22 protein-coding genes, 3 tRNA genes and 1 pseudogene are annotated in these 20,754 nt (G+C 58.0%); 10 read left to right on the forward strand and 16 right to left on the reverse strand.

Features of this window, described 5'->3' with window-relative positions; all coding sequences use genetic code 11:
• The first annotated feature begins 70 nt into the window (after positions 1-70).
• Together PZN02_RS17495 and PZN02_RS17500 are read left to right on the forward strand one after the other, a co-directional pair.
• Positions 71-146, forward strand: a tRNA-Lys gene (locus PZN02_RS17495).
• Between the two features lie 336 nt (positions 147-482).
• Complete coding sequence (locus PZN02_RS17500; protein ID WP_280659202.1) at positions 483-782, forward strand: hypothetical protein; 300 nt, start codon at positions 483-485, stop codon at positions 780-782.
• A 4-nt stretch (positions 783-786) separates the two neighbouring features.
• Here the strand turns inward: PZN02_RS17500 and PZN02_RS17505 are convergent, their stop codons facing one another.
• The gene (locus PZN02_RS17505) at positions 787-1,827 is read right to left on the reverse strand and encodes a GlxA family transcriptional regulator (RefSeq protein WP_280659203.1); all 1,041 of its coding nucleotides are present in this window, start codon (positions 1,825-1,827) and stop codon (positions 787-789) included.
• A 274-nt stretch (positions 1,828-2,101) separates the two neighbouring features.
• On the opposite strand from PZN02_RS17505, the gene PZN02_RS17510 reads away from it, so the two are divergent.
• Positions 2,102-2,749 (forward strand): outer membrane protein, encoded by a 648-nt coding sequence (locus tag PZN02_RS17510; protein ID WP_280659204.1) that lies wholly within the window; start codon positions 2,102-2,104, stop codon positions 2,747-2,749.
• Between the two features lie 122 nt (positions 2,750-2,871).
• Entirely contained in the window at positions 2,872-3,135 is a 264-nt protein-coding gene (locus tag PZN02_RS17515) for a hypothetical protein (protein ID WP_225106174.1), read from the forward strand.
• A 637-nt stretch (positions 3,136-3,772) separates the two neighbouring features.
• On the opposite strand, the gene PZN02_RS17520 is transcribed toward PZN02_RS17515, so the two are convergent.
• The 6 genes from PZN02_RS17520 to PZN02_RS17545 form a co-directional block, all read right to left on the reverse strand.
• Positions 3,773-4,231 carry a BA14K family protein gene (locus tag PZN02_RS17520; RefSeq protein WP_280659205.1) on the reverse strand — a complete coding sequence of 153 codons (459 nt, stop codon included), beginning with the start codon at positions 4,229-4,231 and terminating at the stop codon, positions 3,773-3,775.
• Between the two features lie 460 nt (positions 4,232-4,691).
• Positions 4,692-5,027 carry a hypothetical protein gene (locus PZN02_RS17525; RefSeq protein WP_280659206.1) on the reverse strand — a complete coding sequence of 112 codons (336 nt, stop codon included), beginning with the start codon at positions 5,025-5,027 and terminating at the stop codon, positions 4,692-4,694.
• Positions 5,028-5,191: 164 nt separating this feature from the next.
• Positions 5,192-5,392 (reverse strand): hypothetical protein, encoded by a 201-nt coding sequence (locus PZN02_RS17530; RefSeq protein WP_280659207.1) that lies wholly within the window; start codon positions 5,390-5,392, stop codon positions 5,192-5,194.
• Positions 5,374-5,607 carry a hypothetical protein gene (locus PZN02_RS17535; protein WP_280659208.1) on the reverse strand — a complete coding sequence of 78 codons (234 nt, stop codon included), beginning with the start codon at positions 5,605-5,607 and terminating at the stop codon, positions 5,374-5,376. Before PZN02_RS17535 ends, PZN02_RS17530 begins: the two co-directional genes overlap by 19 nt.
• A gap of 156 nt (positions 5,608-5,763) precedes the next feature.
• On the reverse strand, positions 5,764-6,510 hold the full coding sequence (locus tag PZN02_RS17540) for a DUF1236 domain-containing protein (protein WP_280659209.1): 747 nt from the start codon (positions 6,508-6,510) through the stop codon (positions 5,764-5,766).
• Positions 6,511-7,280: 770 nt separating this feature from the next.
• Positions 7,281-7,415 carry a hypothetical protein gene (locus PZN02_RS17545; protein ID WP_280659210.1) on the reverse strand — a complete coding sequence of 45 codons (135 nt, stop codon included), beginning with the start codon at positions 7,413-7,415 and terminating at the stop codon, positions 7,281-7,283.
• Positions 7,416-7,656: 241 nt separating this feature from the next.
• On the opposite strand from PZN02_RS17545, the pseudogene PZN02_RS17550 reads away from it, so the two are divergent.
• The 3 genes and pseudogenes from PZN02_RS17550 (at position 7,657) to PZN02_RS17560 (ending at position 10,158) form a co-directional block, all read left to right on the forward strand.
• Positions 7,657-8,145 (forward strand): annotated as a pseudogene (locus tag PZN02_RS17550) (cupin domain-containing protein).
• 220 nt (positions 8,146-8,365) lie between these two features.
• Positions 8,366-9,910, forward strand: coding sequence for a S8 family peptidase (locus tag PZN02_RS17555; protein ID WP_342394705.1), 1,545 nt, complete (start codon positions 8,366-8,368; stop codon positions 9,908-9,910).
• Complete coding sequence (locus PZN02_RS17560; protein ID WP_280659212.1) at positions 9,907-10,158, forward strand: hypothetical protein; 252 nt, start codon at positions 9,907-9,909, stop codon at positions 10,156-10,158. The genes PZN02_RS17555 and PZN02_RS17560 overlap by 4 nt, the downstream gene beginning before the upstream one ends.
• 76 nt (positions 10,159-10,234) lie before the next feature.
• On the opposite strand, the gene PZN02_RS17565 is transcribed toward PZN02_RS17560, so the two are convergent.
• Positions 10,235-11,122 carry a hypothetical protein gene (locus tag PZN02_RS17565; protein WP_280659213.1) on the reverse strand — a complete coding sequence of 296 codons (888 nt, stop codon included), beginning with the start codon at positions 11,120-11,122 and terminating at the stop codon, positions 10,235-10,237.
• A 281-nt stretch (positions 11,123-11,403) separates the two neighbouring features.
• Here PZN02_RS17565 and PZN02_RS17570 point away from each other — a divergent pair, with 281 nt between their 5' ends.
• Positions 11,404-11,940, forward strand: coding sequence for a transcriptional regulator (locus tag PZN02_RS17570; protein ID WP_280659214.1), 537 nt, complete (start codon positions 11,404-11,406; stop codon positions 11,938-11,940).
• 522 nt (positions 11,941-12,462) lie between these two features.
• Here the strand turns inward: PZN02_RS17570 and PZN02_RS17575 are convergent.
• A complete protein-coding gene (locus PZN02_RS17575; RefSeq protein WP_280659215.1) occupies positions 12,463-13,506 on the reverse strand; it encodes a competence protein CoiA in 1,044 nt (347 codons plus the stop codon).
• Positions 13,507-13,983: 477 nt separating this feature from the next.
• Between PZN02_RS17575 and PZN02_RS32240 the strand changes: the two genes are divergently transcribed.
• Both PZN02_RS32240 and PZN02_RS17580 read left to right on the forward strand, forming a co-directional pair.
• Positions 13,984-14,289, forward strand: a complete 306-nt coding sequence (locus tag PZN02_RS32240) for an HNH endonuclease (RefSeq protein WP_425336296.1) — start codon at positions 13,984-13,986, stop codon at positions 14,287-14,289.
• Between the two features lie 339 nt (positions 14,290-14,628).
• Positions 14,629-14,967, forward strand: coding sequence for a class I SAM-dependent methyltransferase (locus tag PZN02_RS17580; RefSeq protein ID WP_280659216.1), 339 nt, complete (start codon positions 14,629-14,631; stop codon positions 14,965-14,967).
• Positions 14,968-15,904: 937 nt separating this feature from the next.
• Here the strand turns inward: PZN02_RS17580 and PZN02_RS17585 are convergent.
• The 7 genes from PZN02_RS17585 to PZN02_RS17615 form a co-directional block, all read right to left on the reverse strand.
• A complete protein-coding gene (locus PZN02_RS17585) occupies positions 15,905-17,752 on the reverse strand; it encodes an adenylate/guanylate cyclase domain-containing protein (protein ID WP_280659217.1) in 1,848 nt (615 codons plus the stop codon).
• Positions 17,753-18,054: 302 nt separating this feature from the next.
• On the reverse strand, positions 18,055-18,354 hold the full coding sequence (locus PZN02_RS17590; RefSeq protein ID WP_280661578.1) for an NUDIX hydrolase: 300 nt from the start codon (positions 18,352-18,354) through the stop codon (positions 18,055-18,057).
• 246 nt (positions 18,355-18,600) lie between these two features.
• Positions 18,601-18,677: transfer RNA gene (locus PZN02_RS17595), tRNA-Arg, on the reverse strand.
• Between the two features lie 37 nt (positions 18,678-18,714).
• Positions 18,715-19,020 (reverse strand): ETC complex I subunit, encoded by a 306-nt coding sequence (locus PZN02_RS17600; RefSeq protein WP_280659218.1) that lies wholly within the window; start codon positions 19,018-19,020, stop codon positions 18,715-18,717.
• A gap of 403 nt (positions 19,021-19,423) precedes the next feature.
• A tRNA-Pro gene (locus PZN02_RS17605) sits at positions 19,424-19,500 on the reverse strand.
• An 89-nt stretch (positions 19,501-19,589) separates the two neighbouring features.
• Complete coding sequence (locus PZN02_RS17610) at positions 19,590-20,069, reverse strand: DUF192 domain-containing protein (RefSeq protein ID WP_280659219.1); 480 nt, start codon at positions 20,067-20,069, stop codon at positions 19,590-19,592.
• Positions 20,069-20,647 (reverse strand): cold-shock protein, encoded by a 579-nt coding sequence (locus PZN02_RS17615; RefSeq protein ID WP_136507073.1) that lies wholly within the window; start codon positions 20,645-20,647, stop codon positions 20,069-20,071. The genes PZN02_RS17610 and PZN02_RS17615 overlap by 1 nt, the downstream gene beginning before the upstream one ends.
• Positions 20,648-20,754: the final 107 nt, after the last annotated feature.

The following is a 20,754-nucleotide window of genomic DNA, read 5'->3' on the forward strand; positions in this document are numbered from 1 at the left end:
AGGTTGACCGCAGCCAAGCTCGTGTGCATATGTCCGCGCACTTCCACCGGGCTTTGCGGCCGCGGCGCGGGAGCGCGTAGCTCAGTCGGTAGAGCAACTGACTTTTAATCAGTAGGTCCAGGGTTCGAATCCCTGCGCGCTCACCAAAAAACAATAATTTACCGAAGATAGTTCACGTAAAGCGTCATCTTTTGGCTTCGCATCGGGGCGACATTTGGGTGACCACGAACCTTCATAGCTACCTCATACCTCCGTCCGCCACCGCAGGCAATTGCGGTAAGCGGGAGGTCTTTTGGCATTTCCTCGGCACACGTCGCGCTTCGACGAATCTCGAACTGTGGCTCATACACATCGCGCGGCGGAGAAAGCTCGGGCTCGCGAAATTGGCTCTTCCGTAAGCGCGCAATCCGTTCTCTATCAAATGGAACCAACGAGCCCTCCAACTGTTTCCCTCCGCAGCCTGCGTCAAAAGGACAGCCATTATGTATACCGCCCTGTTCCTCGCTTCGCTCCTGGCTCCTACGAGCGCGCTTTCCAATGACGCCACGGTGGAAGACTTGCAAGCGGACTTCGAACACGCTGTCGCCTGCGAGGAGATAGACGGCCGCAGGGTCTGGAAGGGTGAGATTGCCTATTACATTCAGTCCTATGTGTATGAAGGCGATGCCACGGCCCAGACAGATGCCGCCGACGCTGTCTTGCCAGAAGACAACACGCCGGAAACGGTCAAGGAGTTCGAAAGAGCCTGCGCGGCGAGCGCGTCTGCCCGATCGTCCCGCTGATACGTCATCCCGCGTCTGAACCAGGGAGCGAATCCCCTTTACGACCATGCGCCACTTCGGCGCGCAGAGAAGTTTCTCCGCGGGTGACGCTTCGCATCTTCAACGGGCTCGATTGATATTCACGGCTGTAAGCGCGCGAGAAGGCCGAGAGGCTGTCGAAGCCGCAACGCAACGCGATGTCCCGTATCGGAATCGCCGAATCGCGGACAAGTCGGTGCGCGACCTGGAGCCGAAGGCGGAGATAATAGGCAGCGGGGCTGATCGAGAGCCCCCTGGCGAAGAGGAGTTCGAGCTTACGGCGCGAGATCGATAACCGACGCGCCAACGCCGCCACGGTCAACGGTCGCTCCAGCGTGCGTTCCATCAGCCTTATCGCGCCGGCAAGCTCCGGATCGCGCGCCTCAATGCGGCCAAGCGACACAAAAGGCTGCACATCGGTGGCGCTGTGCATCTGATCGTAAACGAAGATACTTGCCACATCGAGCGCCAGAGCTGGCCCCAACCTCTCGGTGATCAGATGCAGCATCATGTCGAACGTCGGCGAAGCGCCGCCGGAGGTCCAATATTTGCCGTCGGTCACGAAGCGGTCACCGATGACGGTAAGCGCGGGAAAAGTCTGGCTGAAATCCTCGAGTTCTTCCCAATGCGCCGTTGCTTTGCGGCCATTGAGAAGCCCCGACCGCCCGAGCAACCAACAGCCGGATTCGATCCCCGCGACGATATCGAAATGACGGGCGCACTCCTGCAGCATCGCAAGAAACCGCTTGCCGGCATGCTTGTGGAGATTGAAGCCTCCGATCACCAGGAGAAGATCACCGCCGAGCGGCGGCGCGAATCGACCCTCGACATCGATCGGAATGCCGCAGGTCAGCATCGTCGCCTCTCCATCGCCGGACAGCAACCGCCAGCGAAAGACCTGTCTACCGGCCACGCGGTTTGCGGCACGCATCGGATCCAGTACCGAGGCCAGCGACATGATCGATGACTCGGGCAGGACGACAACCACGACCTCAATCGGAGATTGTTTTTCGACGCGTTGCGACATGCGCATAACGTCAAATTTTATGCGCGATGTGTCAATTCCAAAATCGCCGTTCAGGCATTATCGACAGGCAATCGATCTCCCTTCGCGCGGCATTTTGCAGCCCCGCGCAGAGACGTTCCCCTTTCCGCGATTTTTCCGGGACGGGCCGGTCGGAATCCAAACCCGCCGGCCCGTTTTTTTTCGCGATGCGTGCAATTCGGCCGAACTGATTTTTGGCAGACTCGTTTCCCATAAGTTGATAATCTCTGGAGTTAGACAACAGGAGGCATCTGGAATGAGCAGAACCGTGCTTGTTGCGATCTTCGGCGCGTCGCTGCTGGCGGGAACGTCTAACGCAGCAGACCTGGCGGAGACTCCAGCGCCAGCGCCGGTTGTCGAAGCAACTCCCACATTCGTCTGGACCGGTGGCTATGTCGGCCTCCAGGGCGGCGGCGGATGGCTCAACAGCGATTTAAGCGTCCCCGGCGCAAGCGCCTCGAGGGACTTCAATGGCGGCCTTTTCGGCGCTTTCGCCGGTTACAATTACCAGCAGGGTGACTGGGTTCTTGGTATCGAAGGAGACGTCACCTACAACTGGAACGACAAGACCTTCAACATCTTCGGCGCAAACACCGAGGTCGGAACCGACGTTTCCGGATCGGTGCGCGGGCGCGTCGGCTACACCTTGAACGAAAAAGCCCTGTTGTACGCGACCGGTGGCTGGGCAGTGACTCGCGGCTTCGTCGATGTTGCCGGCGCGCCGAAGGAAAAGGAGACCTTCAACGGCTGGACCATCGGAGGCGGCGTCGATTATGGCTTCACCAACAGCGTCTTCGGTCGTGCCGAGTATCGCTACAATGATTTTGGCGACAAGGATGTCGGTGGCGTCGATGTCGATCTCGACCAACATCAATTCACAGTCGGCGTCGGGGTGAAATTCTGACGCTTGAGATCGTTTCGATCGACGCCCCCGGCCCCCACTACCGGGGGTTTTTTCTGAGGACGGGACCAGGCAATTTGGACCGGGGAGCAACGCACGAAAGCAATCGAAAAACGGGAGGAACAATGGGAAAGTTTCTCGAATTTCTGGGCGGTGTCATCGCAATCGGCACGCTCGCACTGCTTGCAATGACGCTGATACCCTCGCTCGATATCAGGACGCTGCTGGCCGTGCTCCCCTGGGCATTCCCGGCGATCGCCGGCGGACTCATTCTGGTTGCGTTCGGCTCGATGCTCGACCATCTCGCCGCGATTCGTTCAGCTGCGGAACAACAGGCGGAGATCTTCCAGAAACTCTTGGACCGACGAGCTCCGCCAAAGACCGAATGAGATCCTGCATGCGCGCGACTTCCCGCGGTGCATGTCTCGCGCGCGTCAATCGCAGGAAGCTCTTGCATGGCCTGAAAACGCGGCTGCAGTCTTCGGTAGATTGGAGACGCCTTCAATTCTATTGGTTGAAAAATCCGAATGCTGGGCCAATATTCACATTGAGACGACCAACCCGAGGAGAGTCGCCATGAACAGAAATGTGGTCATCGGCATTATCGTTGTCGCACTCATCATCCTTGCCGTAGTGTATCTAATGCCAGCGTCTGGCCCACAGACAACCGAAACGACTCCTGCTCCGACGCCGACGGAACCGGCAACGCCCCCCGCAACTCCACCCGCAACTCCAGAGCAGCCCGCGACGCCACAGCAGCCCGCGGCTCCGGCGCAGTAGGCTTTTTTGCTCGCTGCGTTCAGTTGCTGCATGAGACCGCACCACACGTCTTTTGAGACGTGTGGTGCGGTATCACTTTGAACGGCTGATCCGTTTCAGGAAATCAGGCGACACTTGCAGCGCCGCGCGTCCTATCAGACGCGCAAAGGGCGGCGTAGCACTTTGCAGTGCTGCATCTCCTTATCCTTTAATCGGGTACGATTTGAGGAAACATGCAATAGCTTCGGGCACGCTCAGCAGTCACGCTTAGTAGTAGGGCGAGACACACTGCTGGCGAGGCCCGTAGTAAGGCTGGAAGCTGTTGTCGTATGCTCGGTAGGAGCGGTACTGCCCATAGCACCAATCGACATGAGCCCGGCTGGCATCCGTATAGACACGTCGCGGCGGCGGCGGCGCTGCAATTGCACCCCCGATTACCATGCCCGCTCCGAACGCCGCCAATGGATACCACCATCCGTCATTGTGCCGACGATATCCGTCGCGACGGTAGCGATAACCGCGATAACCGTTGTAATGACTGTAACGAGGCCCGTCGTCGCCGCGCCAACCGCGACGCGGCCCGCCATGGTGCCAGGGCTTATGGTGGACCAATTCTATCCCGCTCGGGTTCGACTGCGGCGCCGGCGCAAAGGGCATGGCCTGAGCCGGAGCGTAGCTTGTGAATGCCGTAACCGCCGCAAGGACGAATACACCGATCTTCTTCATTCATATCACCGAATCTGTTTCCGATCGGGCGATCTTTCCTTGCCGTGACTGAACCGGGCATGAACGTCCACAGAAGTCGGTGAAGATGCATCGCGCAAGAATTGGCGGCCAATGGCGCTGCCGGTCGCGTCTGAGTGGTCAAGGCTCAAAAGTGCCACTGCATGTCCTAAATCCTAGCCGGGATAAGACATGCAGCAATTCGAAGTGCTACAGCGTCTTGCGCGTCTGGGGGACGCGGGGCGCCGTAGGCGCGAGCGGGGGCCAGATTTCTGGCGAACAGAAATTCGTCGCAGATCTGCGATATCGCGGCGGCGAGTGATCTTGACGGCAAGCGCCGCGGGCCGGCCTCCATTCGGCCGGCCCGCGGCTTGTCGATATACACAACCGGCTCAGCCCGACCCAATTAGGTAGGAGATCGGGAGACGATTGCTCATCGACCTTTGCGCCTGAACAACAGGCGTTAGCCTATGCGAGGGCAGCCTGGTCGATTTGCGAAGTATACGGTCGTGTATCGGCCACGGCGACCGACGCCGTCGACGACGACCTGCCTGCGGGTAACGGATTCGACCTCAGGATCATCTAGACCCAGGGCGTAGGCGCGGCGAATGGCCTGGCGTTCGCTGCAACCGCGATTCGATCGATAGTCGTCGCGGTCATAATCTCGCTCGCGCATTCGCACATCGGGCCCGCCCGGGCCAAGATACAAGTCTATTGACTGGGCCGGCGAAGCAGATGGCAGGGCCATAAGGGCACCGGCCACTGTTAATCCGGTTGCGAGAACCTTGCCGATGTTCATGGCTTCTCCTCCATGTCCTCATTTAAGTCGTTGCTAAAGCTGAACGATGCTGGAACGGATAAGTTCCAGGGGCGGCCGCCCCCAAGTCAGCTCAGCCCTGTCGCCGAGCACTCCTGCGTGGACCACGATGGCGGGTCAGCCTCTCGGACTGCCTGTGGCGCGGTTCACGGGCCACCTGCCATCGATCCGACGACCACCATCACCACCGCGTCGACATCGATTTCACCATTGACGGTGAGTTTGCCTCTGGTTCGGCGGACACTGAGTTTCGAGGGATTTTCGGCTGCCTGCCGTTCAAGCTCTTCGGCGACCGCAGCAATCGCTTTCGCCTCCAATCTGTCCTGATTTAGATCGCTGGTACCCATTTCCAGAAAACGCCCTCCTTGCGCTCGGGATAATGCTTGAATTCACATTCGAATCGCCGGCCGTAGGACGCAGCTTCCGCCAATGCTGCCGGAGCCGGCGGATTCATTCCCGTGCCCGGACCGAACCAGTCTTCAATGAGATCATCGGGAACATAGGTCCCTATCCTCAAAGGAAGACTGGCCAATACGAAATCCATCTCTTTTGGCGGTGGCATGCGCTCCTCCTGACCAGACTAACAAGACAGCAGCCCGGAAGTTCCGCCCGCCTTGCTATGTCAGCCTCTCAGCCGCGTGTGCGCCAAGGCGGAAAGATCGCAGGCGCGAAGCTAAGGCTCGCAGCAAACCGTGCCGGACCTCGTGATTCGCAAGACCTACGCCAGGATCACGACGATCTTAAGCGACGAGGGTTCTACGATTACGATCCGGCCATCGGCCAGGACGAAGAAGCGGTAGCCCTCGTATTGTGGCACGATCTTCACGATACGCGGCGGGAGTGGCCTCAGTTCGACGGTTTCGGGGACGGCTGCGCCGACCGTCACGTTGATATCAACATCGACGGGCTCAACATTCTCCTCTTTGATGATCTGCGTGATTTCCGTCTTCTGTTCCACGGTCACGTTGACATCGCCGCCAGTGGTCTGGCCCTGCTGCGATTCATCCTGACCGGTTTCGCCTTGCGGCTGCTCGGTCTGCCCCTGATCGGGTTGCTGCTCGGTCTGGCCTTGATCCGGTTGCTGCTGGTCCGTTTGTCCTTCCGGAGGCTGCTGTTCGGTGTCGGGTTGGGTCGGCTGCTCCGCTTCGGGAGCGACTTGATCTTGCTGCTGTTGCTCCGGCGTGCCGGTATCGGGTTGCGGCTGCTGTCCGGTCCCACCCTGCTCAGCATCAGGCTGCGGTTCTTCCATGGGCTGACCTGGCTGTTCGGTACCTTCACCTTCCGGTTGCGCTGGGGCACCCTGCGTGTCGGGCTGCTGGCCCTGCGCACCTCCTTGCGGACATTCGGTGCCTGCCGGACATTCGGTGGACTGTCCTTGTGCCGGCTGCTCGGTCTGCGCGAGAGCCGGCACGTAGGTGACGCCGAGGCTCAAAGCAATTGCACTCTTTATGAGGATACCTTTCATCGGAAGTACTCCACGTAAAATCCCTTCCGGAGCCGAACCCGTTGGGTTCAAGAGTGTTCCAGCGAACCCGCCGAAGGCAGCCCAAAATGGGCATGTATCGGACCTTAGTCCGACGCGGCACAGCCATAGGTCCTAAGGCCGTTGCGGAATGGTCCTCCCGACACATATTGGCGGAATTGAGCGCCAACGGCGGACTATCCCCCGATGCCGGCGTGGGCGCGCGAGGTCCCAGGGCGACGCCCCAATAGTCCCTTCTGCCCCGTTCTGGGACCTTCATCTCTTCCTCGCGCGCTAAAGCTTATGGTTCGGCCCGGTTGCGTCAAAAAGCGGGACTCGGGCGCGATGACTAGCTTTGACACCGGCGGCGGTGCCGCACGCAACGTTCACGTGCCTGCGGCATAGCGGCCGTGATGATCGGTCAGCTACTTGTCATCAAGAGGTGGTCGTCGTCGGCTTCGTCTACTACAGGGACAACTACTCGCATCGTGCCATTGTCACGCTCCCGTTACGTTCGGCAACTAAGGATAGCCCCATCGCCATTGACCACGGATGTACTGGCAATGGCTGCAGGAAGGTCGGGTTTAGCCCGACCTTTTTTGTTGATCGGGGCACAGGCAGGGCGATCACGGATGAGGAGCCCATCTTCGCGCCGCCATTCTCCTCCCAATTCACGAAGGAGAAGTCGCGCCGACTAAACCGGAGGTGACTGACGCTACAGGCGGGCCGGTTTGACGCCGCCCAACAGGTCGAAATGCCAGGGGAAAGACTTTCTACGATGCCGATGCAACAGAGATCGCAATGGCGTCTGTCGGCGCGCCCACCTCGGGTGCGATTGCGACCAATGTCACAAGCACGAGCAGTGCCGCACCTATTCCCATAAACAACTCGGTCAGATCGGCGTCCATGGTCATCTCCCCGAATTCAGGCGGAAGGTATATTGGCCGTTCAATCGCCTGGGCTCAACTCTCAGATTTTAGTGGTTGAGGACCAGCACACGGAACCGACAAGACGCGTCTCGCGAAGGCCGCCTCAGAATGCCTGGCGAACAGACTTAGTCGCACCTGCAACCCTGTCTGGTCGCTCCGGTGGATTAACCACCGCTCGGCAACCTGCTATACATGTTACAACCGACTGGGGAGGGTGGCGATGTCGACTTTCCGGAATGCAGTTGTCTCCTTACCTGGCAGAGAGCGCATAGCGAAAACGCCTTTTGGGGCCAAGGTTGTTATCCATGTCACGGCCGCCGAGACGGGAGGCGCTTTCGGGATGTGGGAAACCTTCACGCCCCCCGGGCCACGGCCCGGCTCCTCACACTCACACACGAGAGACCGAAGTGTTTCGCGTTATCCGTGGGCTCTATCGTTTCCAACGCGGTGATGAGGAGTTCGACGCACCCCCAGGAACAGTGGTCGTTCTGCCACCGCATGTGCAACACAGTTGGCGAAACATAGGCGACGAACCGAGCCAGATGTTCGGCACCGTCACGCCAGGGGGTTCGAACAATTGTTCATGGATATCGAGGCGTCTTGTGCCGACACTCCCGCGAAAATTGCAGTGATTCAAGCCCGCTTTGGAATAATCAACGATATGACGCTGGCTCTCGGATTGGCAAGCGCGGAGGGCGCAGCGCTATAACGGCCTGCCGGAGATCGACATCCTCTGCATTAAGGAAACGCACTCGTCACCACTCCGGCCGCAGAGGACCTCGCAACCATCGACAAAACGAAGATTCCATTCGTCGGCAAGTGCCAACCAGTGGCAAGGAGCCCAGCTGAGACGTTGAGACCAGTTGAGCCGTTGAGAAAAGTATTGCGAGGGGCAAAGCGGTGTTCCTCGCAGCAGGAGGATCTTAAGTATGGGACCGTTGTTCATAAATGCCGGCCTGCCAGTCTATCACGAGGGGATGCTGTTCGTGCGAATGAAGCCTCAGCCGCATCACCGGAGCTTGGAAGCCGCCGTTGCTGCTTCCCGCCCTCCACTTACCGCGGGTCTAGAGGCTTTGATCTTCTGTGAGCGGGCTGGATTGGTAAAGCGTGTGACGCCCGTCTCTCGTTCGTCCCCTCACTACTTCAGTCGCATGCTGGTGCGACCGGCAAGAGAACCGGACTCCAAACTGGGGCCGCAGATAATTCCTGTCAGCGAGGAAGAAGGGGCGTCTGCATCGGCGTTGAGTCTGAACGCCGCCCTGGATGGACGGACTCCAGGCGGAGCGACCAGTCTGATTGAGCTCGCAAGCGATGCGGACGTCAGACAGCTTCAGGTTGCTCTCGCGGGCGATCCAAGCGTCGCATCTGTTTCCAGGGTCCCTTTTCGTTATCTTGCCGCGAGGTCGCCGCGCAGATCGGCTGGTTCGGCCAAGAAGAAATCGCCGGCAGCGCCTCGCGGCCGGATTGCCGCAGTACCTCCCCTAGCCCACACGATGTGGAACCTGCGCAGGATCAGGTGGGACGAAGCGCGAAACCTGAACGGATATGACGATGCGGGCAGCGTTAAGGTAGCCGTCCTCGATACCGGCATAGACGCCACCCATCCCGACCTCAGTGAGCAGGTGGCTCAGTACACTTATGAGCATCCGGATCTTCCCGGCGCGAGCTCGTCTCAGGATCTCATCGGACATGGCACCCATGTAACGGGCACCATTGCGGCAACGATCAACAACGATCTCGGCATCAATGGAATATCGCGGGCGAGAATCCACGCCTGGAAGATCTTCGATGACCGCCCCGACCTGCTGACGTATCCAGATGGAACGGCGGAGTATGCTTATTTCGTGGATCCGGTCATGTATCTACGCGCGCTTCTCGACTGCGCGGATGCGGGCATCGACGTCATCAATCTCTCGATCGGTGGTGCTGGGGCGCCCGACCCGACAGAGAGCGCTGCCTTCGAGGAGCTGCTGGCAAATGGAACGACCGTCGTTGCGGCCATGGGGAACGACAGACGTGAAGGTAGTCCGATCTCATATCCCGCAGCCATCCCGGGCGTAATCGCCGTCGGCGCAACAAACTTGCAGGATCGCGTCACCAACTTTTCCAACCGTGGCAATCACATAACGATCGCAGCTCCAGGTGAGGCAATCTGGTCGACGCTCCCGACCTATCCCGGGCAGATGGGTTGGAAGGCAGAAAGAGGACCGGACGGGCGTTGGAGACAGGGAAAGCCCGACATTCGTGAAACGGACTATGACGCGTGGCCGGGCACCTCGATGGCAACGCCGCATGTTGCAGCGGCTGCAGCGCTCTACATCGCGAATGGTGGCGAACGAAGCCCTGCCGTGATCCGAAGCGCACTGGCTTCGAGCGCCGACAAGGTGCCCGCGATGGGTAACCAAGACTTCACGCCCGATTTCGGCTATGGTCGTCTTAACTTGGAACAGCTCATCGCCGGCATAAGCCAATGACGGACATCGTGTTCACCATCCGGGCGAGCGTGAGCATCGAACAGCGAGCTCGCGTTCTCACTAAGATTCAAGCTATGCCAGACGTCGAACTGGCAGGCCCGATTAAGCGCGATAGCAGCAGCGAAACCCTGCAACGAATTCACTTCGCTCGACTAAGAGAGCATTCCGAGGCGACGAGCTGCCTGTCAGCAATACGAGAGCTGCCGGAGGTGGAAAGTGCAAATCTGCCGGCTCGAAGAGGTTTATAACCCGAGCGTAGCGCTGCCGCTCGATACCAAGTGACAACGAATGAGGCCCATTTCGGCGACGCCTCCGGGGAATACCCTATCCCATCGGTTGCTGCGTAGTTCGAGCTTTTCGTTCCTTCGCCCTCGCCTTCCTCCTGGCCTCGCGCAGTTCCTCGATCGTTGGTTGCCACCAACCACGTTCAACCTCGCAGGTTCCCGGCTCGGTTTTCGAAGGCCAGGTTCGGACGAGTTCGTCCAAGCTGGGCGCACGCCATCTTCCCCAAATGTGTTCATCGGTGACCTCGCGGTAAACATCAGCGACGAGGTCTCGATCGACGACTTCACCGGTGACCTCAGTGATGACAATGATCCCATAGCTGGTGGTCGAGACCGGCTTACCGATTGGTGGCAAATCGTCGGCAGACAATGGGATACGGCGACGCCGCCTCTCCGCGGATCGGCGTCGTGCCGCCCTCTCCTCCGCGGTTCCCTTGCGCGCCTCAGCGCGCTTGCGCCGTTCCTCAGGTTCGTTGCGCTTTGCCTCTTCCTCAATCACCTTCCAATGCCGCCGAAGGTCGTCGTAGGAGGCGAACGGCACGCGCCATGCTTTGACTGCCGGCTGCCATTGAGCAAACGGCACCTGACGGAGCTCGTCGACGATCTTTCGTGAGTACGGCGTGCGAATCCGGAAGCCATTGTTGTCGACCTTCAGGTACGGGCTGAGAATGGGTTCGAACGCGTAAGCATCACGGCCCTTCTGGTCGGCGTAGGGATCTTTTCTCGACGTTTCTCTCGCCAGCCAGCGATTGATCCTGCGCCCTGCCGTGGATCCGGGAACAAACCACGCCTTGCGCTCCTCGCTCCATCGAGCCCGCGGAAACGTCTCGCGAAAGCGCTGGACGGTCATCCGGTCAAATGGAAAGCTGACAGTCTCGCCAACCTTGCCGTCGCCGTCCTCTTGATGGGTGTCTGCTTCGTCCTCCATGCTGCAGATGCCTTCAATTGTTCGGCTGTCCTATTCCGAACGCGCGGGCTAAGAAAAGGATGCTTAATTCAACGGGATGTTCCTAGCGCGGACATCTGGCCGCTTGTCGGCGGAGCCCGCGAACGCCGGCCCTGCTCGTGGCCCTACCGCGCCGTGCGTCCTTTGAGACACGCAAAGGTCGCCAAGCACTTCGAACTGCTACATGATTTGTCCTCAAATCGATTCCGATTTGAGGAATCATGCATAGTGGCTGCGCGGGAAAACCGCTCTAGGTCGTATGCATGATCGTATTCGTGGATTTTGAAGCATCGTCTCTCGCCAAGGCAAGCTTTCCGGTTGAAGTCGCGTGGGTGTTCGAGAGTGGCGCGGCCCGCACCAGCCTCATCCGCCCAGCTTCCGGTTGGGACGACTGGTCCGCCGACGCAGAATCGATACATGGCATATCGAAGAGCCTGCTCGAGGCAGAGGGCGTACCTGTTGAAATCATCGCCACGGAAATGGTCGAGAGCCTGTCCGGCCACCAGCTATATGCGAGCGCGCCGTCTTGGGACGGAAAGTGGCTAAGCGTGCTCCTACGAACTGCGGGCTTTCCGCGTCATGCGCTGAGACTCAGCCATTCCCATGATGCCTTCGTCGAGGCTGCTCGAGCGATCCTTGGTCACGACATAGCGGACGCTGTTGTTGATGGGCTCGTATCAACGGTCGTCAAGATCATGGAGCCCGCGGTCGCCCCCCATCGCGCCCTACCAGACGCAACGCTCGAACTGGAGCGGTGGCGACGCATCCAGAAAGAGGCCGCTTCATTGGCGTTGGAGTAGTCTAAAGCGCCGCGCGTCCAATCGGACGCGCAAAGATCGCTGTAGCACTTTGAATTACTGCATGATTTTGTCCTTAGATCGATTCCGATCTAAGGAATCACGCAGTGACTACGGTTGTCGAACTTGGACTGCGCCGCACCTCACATTGTCCAGCGATTTCCCTGTCAAATCAGGAAGATAGATATAGCCCGTCACATCGGCTCGGAATCTGATCCCTAGTAAAATCACAATAAAATCGGCCGTTCGGCATGGACATGCGGATCGTCGTCACGTCCGCTCGGATTCGCGAAGAGGTTTGTCAGATCGCTTCGGAGTCGCTGAAACGGGCGATTTGCAGCTTCGGGGACACCGCTCAGATTCGGTCGTCGGCGTAAATGGTTGCCGCTAGATTTCTTGGTTCTCAGCACGGGGGTACAGCGTTCGTTCACGAGTTCGACCTGAGTTCCCGTATTTTTGTCGGCGCTCCGACACTTCCACTAAACACAGCCGCTGCTCTGCGATGAGCAACGCGACGGCTTGCTGCTATGACTCAAGCTCATCGGGGGAATAAACTGCCCAATCGGGTTGATATCGCATGTCTTCTTCGATTGCTCGCTTCCACTCCGGGGTCATCCGAACGTGAAATGAGTTTACGATCTCCTCGGAATATCGAGCCTCGAACTCGAAAAACTCGCCGACAAGACTATCGCATCGATAGCATCCGTTGCTCAGGTATTGCCGTTCTTGTGTTTTGCTGAAACGCCTTTTCAGGCGGCCAATGTTGGGGTCGTGAGGCAGGTGGCGGAAGACCTCTTCGAAGAGCCGTGGATATTCTCCCAATTCTGCTACCGAGAACGGGATCGTGTGAGGGCCTAATTCGATGTCGATCCCTGTGACAATCCTTGTCTTCGCACCGCATTGTCGTTTCCAGCAATCGATCTCACCAACCCGGATATGAACAGCCGCCCTACCCTGTGAAGGAATCCCATACCGAAACCGGCCGCCAAATGCCGCGTCAAGAAACGCCTCGACAGGCATCTCCTGGGAGTAAGCTACTCGGGCGGAATACGTCCTGCCATATTCGAGAATCTGTGCAGCTGGCAGAGCTTCTGTCGTTGGAAATCCTGGTTTCTTAAGGAGCCAAAGGCAACGAATTCCGGATTGTCGGTATCGTTCCTGCCTTCGCATCGTTTCGCCATTTGTTTGGGATGACCATTGAATTTCGACTGCCACCTTCGCGTTGTTCTTTTGCGCCAACACGTCAGCGATCCACTCTTCACCGGTCGGAGCAATTCCTTTGACCTCGGTCTTGACGTCCCAGCCGTGTTTCCGAGCAACCTCGACAGCGATGCGCTTCAGCCGCAGATGAGCTTCCGTTTCCGGTGCCGTCGTGCAATCGCCAACCGCCTTGTGCGCGAAATGCTGTGTTCCTCGGCTTGACCGCCGCAAGATAACCGCTGTGGAACAGCACGGCATTCGGAGCATGCGGCTTTTTCGATTGCGCTCGCCCAGCGCCCGCCATTCCTCGGCAGACAAATCAAACGCATGGACATCGTTACCAGTCTCGTCGACGCAGCGCAGAGGCATTCAAGGTCTCTCACGCTTTTGCCTGGGTAACACGCTCGCACACACCAACAATCACCGTTCGGTTGTAAATCCAACGATCTGGCACTCTTATAACCGTTGGGTAATACTGGCGACAAGGGAACAAAAGTGCTCGGACGCACTGCTGAGCGTGGCTATGGTTGACAATTTGGCTAAGCCATTTACCTTTGGTTTATCGGGGGCACGGCGATTTGCTTGCTTGGGGTTAAGACCCGTCAGCGTTGCGCAGTATATTTTGCGCTCGTACCGTTCAAAGACTGCGGAGTGACGCATATAGGCGTCGTCTTGTGCGAGGAATAACCTCCCAACTGAGGGGCGGCTTCATAAGTCGCTGCACGTCCGCTTCAGCAATGAAGCAAGGGACGTGGACTCGTGAAATCAAAATCAAACAGCATACAAAATCTCAGACGCTTGGCTGCCGAACGCCAAGGGGGGCTGTGCTACTACTGCGATCTGCCCATGTGGGAGACTGATCCGGAAGATTTCAGCGCACGCTTTGGAATATTGGGGAGGGCCGTCTTTCTCTTCCGGTGCACTGGAGAGCATTTACAGGCTCGATGTGACGGAGGGCGCGACGTCGAGGAGAACGTCGTCGCCGCCTGTCATTATTGCAACTGGACCCGGCACCGGACCAAGCGGCCAAAAGATGCCGTATCCTACAAGAAACATGTCCGATTACGGATGAAGCAAGGTCGGTGGCACCGTAATTGTGCTGAAGCAGAGCCCGGCGGAAACATCGCGTTCCTAAGCTGCAGCCATCAATAGGCCGCGATACTCCATGCCTGACGTCGAGGTCTGCCCCAACGAAGCGCCGCTCATGGCAGGTTCGGCGGCGCGATGAACTGGTAGTACGCCCAAACCAGGACGAGTCCCGCTATTACAGCGAGCCAGGAAAGTGCTTTGCGCCGCATTGGGCTGACCGTCCTCGGCCCCTGCTTTGGTTTCCGCCGTTCGAACTTAATGATGTTATCGTCGCTCATGTGGTCCCCTCTACTCAGCGGCGGACCTAATAGCACACTGTTGCTGGCTCGTTCGAAACAAATACATTGACAAAAACGTATCCCGAAAAGGAGCACAGCGTGAGCCACGTATCAGAGGCCGAAGTTGCAGAAGCCGCTCGATATTTACTACAGGATTAAATCTTATCGCCAGAACACCGGCTTCAACGATGCCTCCTTCGATGCCGTCGTCTCAACCATGGCTTTGATGGACGGGCCAGATTTCCCAGCCGCCATGCGGGAGGCATTCAGGTTGCTGCGGCCCGGCGGGTTTATCGCATTCAGCATCCTACACCCCTGTTTCATTACTTCTGGATTGCGGTGGCAGAAGGACATCGACGGGCGGGCGATGGGTCTGGGGTGTCGCGCTATTTCGAGCAAACCAATTTCGGTTGAGAGATGGCGCTTTGGTGATCGGCCGAGTGACGAAGACGTCGCGCTGTGAGCGTTTTGAAGACTGATCATACAATTGCTTTTGCATTGACGCTGGCAAGCTGTAATAGATTGAGTATGATAATGGCACTGACGTGTAAATCATGGTATAAAATGAGAGTAATTAAGATTATATACTTCATATTTGGCCTGATATCATTCTATATTGCTTCAGCAACTGGATTTTATAAATACGGCGTTGCGACAGGCATTTTACTTATATTTGGAGCATACGCAATAATTATCGTTGAAAGAAGACGAAACGAGGAGAATAAGAACTGACTACCCGTCGGCAGGGCCATCAAATCCTCCTCGTATTCGCCATGCCACCGGGCCTCATCTGCTGCCGCAGATCGCGACTTTGAGGTCCCCGCTTTCCCCGCACCATCAGCGAATATCTGAACGGCGCCGCTGATGCCGGGTATCGAATCGTCGAAGTCCGCGAGCCGCAGCCAACGGTGAAGGCGTGCGAAACCACACCCCGTTTCGTCCGGTGGCGCGATCTGGCAGCATTCCTACTCATGATCCGTGCCGAACGTGTTGCCTGACAGGTCACGCGCCGTTCCTGTCCGGCAGATCGCCAGAACTGAGACATCTAGTCATTCTCGCAGCCGCGGAGGAAACTTCGATTGAGGAATGCCTTCGACGACGACCTTCGTCGCTGCTGGCAGAAATATCCAAGGATCACAGAAGTGAGGACCGTAAGAGTCGCTGCCGCCCAGACCTTTGAATACCGGGAAAACATCGATGCAGCCCTGAAATGCATGGCAGACGCGGCCGCTCGTGCTGAACCCGAGGGTGCCTTGTTGCTATGCTTGCCGGAGGGCTTCCTTCAGGGTATCTAACCGACGAACCCATGGCACGGCGAGCCCGGTCGATGGCCGCGTCCAGGATTGCGACTTTGCTGAAGCAGCACGGCCTCATCGTTTAGGCTGCTTTCGTTCCCACAGCTACCTTTCCGGTAGCCCTGCCTTGACCAAGTCGCTCACTTGTCGATCCAGGACCTTTTCCTCGACGAAAGTAATTGCCCTCCATTTTTTGGCGGTCCAGCTCGGATCGAGTTCGAGCGCCGTGGTTATGTTATTTTTGGCTTCATCAAGGTTTCCGAGGTTTACGGCGTTGATTGCCTTGACGAGTGGGATGGCAGCGAACGAATTGCTTAGTTCCTTCATCACCTTGAGCGATTCTTCATACCGTTCCCCTGACATCAACGCCCATCCTTGCAGATACGAATAGAACTCTTTGTTGGCTGGGTCGTTGCGCATCCCAAAATTCGTCCAAGCAATCGCGCTTTCGGTATCGCCCGCTCCAATCGCCGCGTCGACCAACACCGCTCGCATGAAGGCGTCATTCGGTGCCAAAGCGATTGCCGCTTCCGCCTCTCTCATGGCGTTCCTGAAATCACGCTCCACAAGACTGGCGTACGCGAGCAGCCAGTGCCCCAATTTCCGCTCCAGCGGCGAGAGATTGTCACTGGCCATCCCTTGCCGCCCCAGCTCCGGCACCTTTCCTAGGTCATCGTGCGGGTCTTGTGACCAGCCGTTGACGCCGCGTACATAAGAAATGAAACCCATATTGAATTTCAGGAGCGCAGATTCCGGGAACTTTGCCATTCCCTCGGCCGTCGTCCGAGAGGCTTCCTCAGTAGTTTCGGGCGTGTACTGCAAGAGCTTGTCGTGCCCCCTGAGGTAATAGTCATACTCCTCAAGGCTAGCAGCGTTCTTGCTCCACGCCTCACCGTACCATGAGCGCTTTATCTGCCCGGTTTCGCTGGCGAGCGCCCCAACGATCTTTTCTGTCACGGCGTCCTGGAGTGCCATCGGGTTGTCGCCGGACTGGTCGAACCGTTCCGCCCAGACATGAGCGCCAGTTTTGGTATTGATCAGCTGGGCCACGATACGGACCCGGTCAGCTTCCTTCCGCACGCTTCCCTCAAGCACGTAGGAAACGTTGAGGTCCTTGCCGATCTGACGGACGTCGGTGGGCTTGCCCTTGTAAGTGAACGAGGAGTTCCTTGCGATGACGGAGAGGTCGGGCGAACGCGCCAGCCCGGCGATGATGTCCTCGCTGACCCCGTCGCTGAAATAATCAAGTTTCGGGTCGTCGCTCATATTGTCAAACGCCAGAACGGCGATGGAGGGAACGCCCGTCGCCGCCGGAGTGGCAAAAAGGTCGAAATAGAGCCAACCTCCTCCGGCGAACGCGAGGAGAGCGACCGCCGCTGCGGCAGCCCAAGGCATATAAGGTTTCCCACGGCGGCGTCGGCTCCGGATTTTTGGGACGCCCAGGAGCTTGATGCGATAGACGGGCACGGGCTCGTCCATGTTCTTCATCAAGTGCTCGCCCATGGGCTCAAAGCCGAAGGAGAGTTTCTTCTCCACCTCCTTGGCAACCTTGCCAGAGACGTAGACGCCGCCGGGCTCGGCCATCTGTTCGAGGCGAGCGGCTATGTTGACGCCCTCGCCGTAGAAATCATCACCTTCGACGATCACCTCGCCAAGATTCACGCCGATGCGGACGTTGATGCCTTCCTCCTCCGGAAAGGACGCATTGCGTTCGGCAAGGCCGCGCTGCAGGGCAACTGCGCATTCGACCGCGTCCACAACGCTGGCGAATTCAGCCAGCAATCCGTCGCCCATCAGCTTGAAGATGCGGCCGTGGTGGCGGGCGATCTCAGGTTCAAACAGTTCCTTGCGCCCGGCTCGAAGACGCTCGAAAGTGCCCTCTTCGTCCTGCTCCATGAGAGTGGAGTAGCCAACGACATCAGCGGCGAGAATAGCTGCAAGCTTACGATCCATGGCTTCCCCCAAAGGACCGTTATTTGATAGCTTGCTAAATTAACACAACCAGCTACGGGGAGTAGCAAAATTGCTTAGCGCGATCATGATGGAGGTGCAACTATCGTGGGCGCTTCCGCTCAGCTCCCGTCATACGGGTATCGGACATCTCTCCGATACAGGCGAAAACTTCCGGAATGGCTGTATCACTGGCACGAGTCACGCTTGTCTATAGCGGCCGGATTTGCGCCAGGTGCGGTGTCGGAACCTGATCATTAATCGATGAACCGACAACGGGCTGTAGGCTCCGGGTCGATTTTCGTTCACTCAACCTGGATATGAATATGATCGTCGTGACGCGCGGCACGACATCCTTGAAATCGCACATGGCCGTCGGTGATGCCCAACGCATTCTTGACATGTGGCTCTATGAAGACCTTCTCCAAGCCGAACCGGACAAACTGGTTCCCCGCCGAGGGGTGCTTGAAGGCGAGTACTTCCAGCCCCCGTTCAGTGGCTCTGGTGACGATAGGGCAAGCTTTTTCGACGCTGATCATCGGGCAAAGAGGCTTGGAGATGTAGTCTTTGTCAATGGCCGCTTGGGGCTCAATCGAGCCAATCATCGCGTACGCGCCATTGTCGGCAACGGGTCGAAACGGGCCGTGTGCCACCGGCCTACCGATGACGCACAACCCCGTGGCGTAGCCATAACTGCAGGCTAGAACGGTCTCCGTTGCTTGCAAGCCTGACGGCGGCCGGAACCTGACGCTTTGGCCCCGTCGATTTCCGTCGGCGGAATCCGCGACGATCTGACGAATGCTCCGAGTTGTGTGACGATTCCCCGAGGGGATGTGACGATTTATAATAGATGGCGACCCCTGCAGGACTCGAACCTGCGACAACCTGCTTAGAAGGCAGGTGCTCTATCCAGCTGAGCTAAGGGGCCGTTGAGGCGTTGCCCTCTTGCGGACTTGCCAACAACCTCAATGGGTCCAGGGCTGCATCCGGTTGAAACGGAAATTGTCCGAATAGGACACATTCTTGCGCGTCGAATCCTTCGGCGCGATCACGCGGTATTCGATGCCGTTGCGTTCGGCATAGGCGATGGCCTGTTCCGCACTTTCGAAGGTGAGCCGCAGTTGCTGGCGCATATCGGCGGAGCTTGTATATCCCATGATGGGATCAATGGTACGCGGCTTTTCCTGATCGAACTCCAGCACCCACAGATGCGTGTTGGCCTTGCCGGATTGCATGGCCGTCTTTGCGGGACGATAGATCTTCGCGGACATTGTTTCGAACGGCTCCCGTTTATCCATCGCAGCGCCGCGGCTTTCACACGCCAGCGATCGCTGAAACACGTTATTTGCTGCATGATTCCTGAGTTTAGATCGACTCCGATTAAGGAATTGTGCAGCAGCGCGGGCCGGCTTTGGCCCCGCTATGCGTCTTCCCTTAGCGCAGATTGATCTAAAACGGAATGACTGATGATGGGAAAATGACGCTTTTCCGACAGCGTGCCGCGCCGCGTCGGAAATGCGCCGCGGGCGCGGCGAATCGGTTGGTTGCGAACCAACGGACGCGGGCCGAAGGAGAGCTTTCTTCTGTGGCGAAGCACGCCCCGGTGCGCTCACACACGGGCGTGCGAAAGCCGTTAGATGGACGCCAAAATATCAATTATTTCGTGAATTTAGATGGTCGGAGTGGAGAGATTCGAACTCCCGACCCTCTGGTCCCAAACCAGATGCGCTACCAGACTGCGCTACACTCCGTACCGACGAGGCCCGGAGATACACGCTTCGCCTCGTGCCTGCAACATGAATCTTGTGCCCAATGGAATGGCGCGGCAAACCCGGCGCACTCAGTTTGCGGCCGGGATCCGTGAACCTTCGAGGCGGTCGCCCGGCTTTATGCCGAGTCGTTTCACTGTACCGGCATTGAGTTCGAGCACAAACACCACCGGCTCTCCGGAATCGATGATCGTTTCGGACATCGGCACCGCGTTTTCATGAATCGTGCGAACCGTTCCATCACGCGCGACAAAGAGCATATCGAGCGGCAGATAGGTGTTTTTCATCCACATCATCACCCGGCGCGTCTCGCCAAAATCGAACAGCATGCCGTGGTCGGGCTCCATCTGGCGGCGGTACATGAGCCCCTGCTCGCGCTGGCCCGGATCGACTGCGAGTTCGACCGTCAGGTCATGTGCGCCCGCCCCTGTCAAAAGACGGACCTTGTCGCGCCCAAAGGAAACATCGGCAACAGCTGCGGAAACGAACAGCGACAACAAAAAAAGCGCCGCGACGGCGCTTCTTGCAAATATGCGGAGAGGCGAAGCCATCAGTGTGACCGGTTGGTTGGCGTCGGGCCGTCGGGATGAATCTCCGCAGCCATGAGACCTTTTTCGCCATCGCCGAAGCGTACCAGCACCACCTGGCCGGGTCGCAGTTCCGTGAGCCCGAAACGGCGTAGCGTCTCCATATGCACGAAGATGTCTTCGGTCCCCTCACCGCGAGTCAGGAAACCAAAACCTTTGGTGCGGTTGAACCACTTGACGAGCACACGCTCCAAACCACTGGTCGGCGTGACCTGAACATGCGTTCTGACCGGGGGGAGTTGCGAAGGATGGACAGCGGTCGACTGGTCCATCGAAAGAATACGGAAAGCCTGGTACCCGCGGTCCCGTTTCTGAACAAGGGCGACGACGCGCGCGCCCTCGAGAACCGTCTGATAGCCGTCGCGCCGCAGGCAAGTAACGTGCAGCAATACGTCCTGCATGCCGTTGTCGGGCACAATGAAGCCGAAGCCCTTGGCAACGTCGAACCACTTGATAACGCCGGTAATTTCGATGAGGTCAAGGGCGTCATTGCCAAAGTCGTCATTGTGGATGACGTCTTTCGAAGATGTTCTATCCGCCATTCTCCCAGCCCCTCGTTTACGCGCAACTCTTGATACGGTTAACTGATTCTTATTGACCAGAATAACATCGTCCCGCCGCGCATGCGCAAGTCCCTCGACATATTTTG

It is taken from the genome of Sinorhizobium garamanticum, from assembly GCF_029892065.1.
In the GTDB taxonomy this organism is placed as follows: domain Bacteria; phylum Pseudomonadota; class Alphaproteobacteria; order Rhizobiales; family Rhizobiaceae; genus Sinorhizobium; species Sinorhizobium garamanticum.